Below are 2,036 nucleotides of genomic sequence, written 5' to 3' on the forward strand. Positions count from 1 at the left end.
GGTGATTGCAGTTGCCGGCCAGCGGCCGGCACTACCCAAAGCGGGTTGGTCCGGGCGGTAGCGCCGGGCCATGCCCGGCGGAACGAATTCAGCGCGCGCCGAACCAGAGCAGCAGGCTGAGCACGGCTGCCAGCAGCAACGCACTGCCCAGCAGCCACGGCCAGCGCCGCACCCGACGCGGGGCGACCGGCACCACCGGTGCCTGTTCGGCTTCGTCGCTGCCTTCGTCATCGGCCAGTGGCGGTCGCCGGCGCGGGTCGTGCGGCACTTCCAGCACGAACCGGTGCTGGCCGTCGAACACGACCTGGTCGCCGGCCTGCAGCCAGCAGTGGCGTACGGCAACGCCGTTGACCCGGGTGCCATCGGCACTGCCCAGGTCGCGCAGCAGTACCCGCTCGCCGTGGACTTCCACCCGCGCGTGCTGTTCGGCGAAGGCGGGCTCATCGATCTCGATGTCGACATCGCTGCCACGGCCGATCACCCGCGCGCGCGACAGGGGGTAGCTGCGGCCGTGGTGCAGGCCGCCCACACCGCGCAGCAGGCGCTGCTCGTCACCGCTGCCTTCGACGCTGGCTGCCGGCGCCGGTGCCTGCAGCAGGGTGTCGACCTCGCCCTGCAGGACCATTTCCACGCCATCGACGTAGACCGCGTCGCCCGCCCTCAGCAGGGCCATGCGCCGCACCGGGCGACCATTCACATGGATGCCACGGATACCGTTGCCGACCTGCAGCCAGAGGCCGCGGTCGTCCATGCAGAACTGCGCAAGCAGCAGCGCGCCGTTGCCGGCATCACCGAGGCGCACGCTGCCGTTTGCCTGGCGCACGATGCGCTGCACCCCGGGCCGCAGCGGCTGGTCGGGCTGTTGTTGTTGACTGAAGTGAACTAGCAGGTTCTGCACGCGGCGCAGACTAGCAGGTTGGCCGCCCACGAAGAAGAACCTGCGATGAGCGCTTGGCGTGGGCGCCGTCGATGCGCACAATGCTCGCCCTCTCAATTGATCCCCGCCCTGCGCCAGGAGCCTGCATGTCCACCATCGATGTCCGCCACGCCCACACCCTGCCCGACACCCAGGCACGTGAAGCGATCGAGCAGGTTGCCGCCAAGCTGGGCGAACGCTTCGGCCTGAAGTCGTCGTGGGCCGCCGACGTGCTGAATTTCTCCGGCAGTGGCGTGGACGGTGCGATCGAACTGCAGCCGGGCGCGGTACGGGTCACGGCCAAGCTGGGCTTCCTGCTGTCGGCAATGAAGGGCATGGTCGAAAGCGAGATCCAGCGCGTGTTGAAGGAAAAGCTGGGCTGAATCTGCGCTGCGGCCATCACGGCCCAGCAACGGCGCGCCGCGCTACTCTCGGGATAGGCCCAACTCCCACGGGGAATGCAATGAACCGTTACGAGAATGACGATCGCCGCGACGACGATGCCGGCTTCGGCGACCAGGCAGAGCGCTTTTCGCGCAAGCTGAGCGATTCGGCACAGCAGGTCTGGCTGGCTGGTTTGGGCGCCCTGGGGCGCGCGCAGGCAGAGGGAGGCCGGTTCTTCGATGGCCTGGTGAAGGAAGGCGAAGCCTGGGAAGCCCGCCGCCGTGAACGCAGCGGCGAGCAGGAACCGGGCTGGCGCGACAACGTCGAGCACTCGCTGGACGAAGCCCGCGAGAAGGCGTCCGGAACCTGGGACAAGGTCAACAAGGCCTTCGACGACCAGGTGCAGGGCGTACTCAAGCGACTGCACGTGCCGACCGCCGATCAGGTGACCGCGCTGGAAGCCCGCATCGATGCCCTGACCGCGCGCCTGGCCAAGCTCGAACACCGTGCCTCCACCGACGTGGACGCCCCCTCGCCGGGCAGCCATCAGTCGCCGGGCAGCACGCCCTGAACCGCCTTTGTTGCAACGCAATAAATTTTCGTTGACAATCGCGTAGAACCCGCCAATCGCTTCGGCTGCCGTTTGTTCCCTCCCCTCACGGCTTCAGGATTGGCGGGTTTTTTCGTGTCTGGCGCGTGCGGATCTGCGGGCTGCATCACGGTTGTTGTCGGGAAC

4 protein-coding genes are annotated in these 2,036 nt (G+C 67.8%); 2 read left to right on the forward strand and 2 right to left on the reverse strand.

Going from position 1 to position 2,036, the window contains the following annotated elements:
• Positions 1-88: 88 nt before the first annotated feature.
• Entirely contained in the window at positions 89-898 is an 810-nt protein-coding gene (locus AB4Y84_RS20085) for an FHA domain-containing protein (protein ID WP_025876986.1), read from the reverse strand.
• Between the two features lie 125 nt (positions 899-1,023).
• Here AB4Y84_RS20085 and AB4Y84_RS20090 point away from each other — a divergent pair, with 125 nt between their 5' ends.
• Positions 1,024-1,299: a polyhydroxyalkanoic acid system family protein gene (locus AB4Y84_RS20090; protein ID WP_025876985.1), complete on the forward strand. Its 276-nt coding sequence runs from the start codon at positions 1,024-1,026 to the stop codon at positions 1,297-1,299.
• Positions 1,300-1,379: 80 nt separating this feature from the next.
• Complete coding sequence (locus AB4Y84_RS20095; RefSeq protein WP_025876984.1) at positions 1,380-1,871, forward strand: phasin family protein; 492 nt, start codon at positions 1,380-1,382, stop codon at positions 1,869-1,871.
• On the opposite strand, the gene AB4Y84_RS20100 is transcribed toward AB4Y84_RS20095, so the two are convergent.
• The coding region (locus AB4Y84_RS20100) for a hypothetical protein (RefSeq protein WP_442250768.1) at positions 1,847-2,036 on the reverse strand (190 nt) is incomplete at its 5' end. The genes AB4Y84_RS20095 and AB4Y84_RS20100 overlap by 25 nt on opposite strands.

Origin of the sequence: Stenotrophomonas sp. 2YAF22, assembly GCF_052114665.1 — a bacterium.
In the GTDB taxonomy this organism is placed as follows: Bacteria; Pseudomonadota; Gammaproteobacteria; order Xanthomonadales; family Xanthomonadaceae; genus Stenotrophomonas; species Stenotrophomonas indicatrix.